Origin of the sequence: Streptomyces sp. LS1784, from assembly GCF_020103755.1 — a bacterium.
In the GTDB taxonomy this organism is placed as follows: Bacteria; Actinomycetota; Actinomycetes; order Streptomycetales; family Streptomycetaceae; genus Kitasatospora.
Window position 1 is genome coordinate 1 of sequence record NZ_JAHSQD010001246.1, and the last position, 646, is coordinate 646.

General features: G+C 78.3%; 1 protein-coding gene. It reads right to left on the reverse strand.

Going from position 1 to position 646, the window contains the following annotated elements:
- Positions 1-646 (reverse strand): NB-ARC domain-containing protein (locus KS423_RS46800; RefSeq protein WP_263455932.1); only part of this gene is annotated, 646 nt, incomplete at both ends.

Sequence of the window (646 nt, forward strand, 5' to 3'; positions counted from 1 at the left end):
GGCGGCCAGCCGCAGGGCCAGCGGCAGGCCGTCGCACAGTCGGGCCAGGCGGGCGGCGGCCTCGGGTTCGGCGGCGACCGGGTCGGGGCCGAGGGTGGCGGCGAGCAGGCTGACGGACTGCGGGGAGGAGAGTTCGGCGAGCGGGACGGGGCGGGCGGCGTCGGAGGCGACCAGGCCGCCGAGCCGGTCGCGGCTGGTGACCAGGGTGACGCAGTCGTCGCCGTCGGGCAGCAGCGGGCGGACCTGCTCGGAACGGCGGGCGTTGTCCAGCACGATCAGCATCCGGCGGGTGGCCGTCAGTTCGCGGTAGCGGGCGGCCATCGCCCCGGGGGTGGCGGGCATCTGCTCGGCGGGCAGGCCGAGGGCGAGCAGCAGTTCGCGCAGGACGGCGGCGGTGGAGCGTTCGGGCAGCGGGCTGTGGCCGCACAGGTCGACGAAGAGCCGGCCGTCGGGGAAGTCCTGGTGGCGGCGGTGGGCCCAGTACAGGGCGAGGGTGGTCTTGCCGATGCCGGCGCCGCCGGTGAGCACGGCGACGGCGCCGGGGGCGGCGGTGGCCCGGTCGAGCGCGGCCAGTTCGTCCTCCCGGCCGGCGAAGCCGCGCGGGCGGCGGGGGAAGGAGCAGGGGATGTGCTGGTGCCCGGGGCCG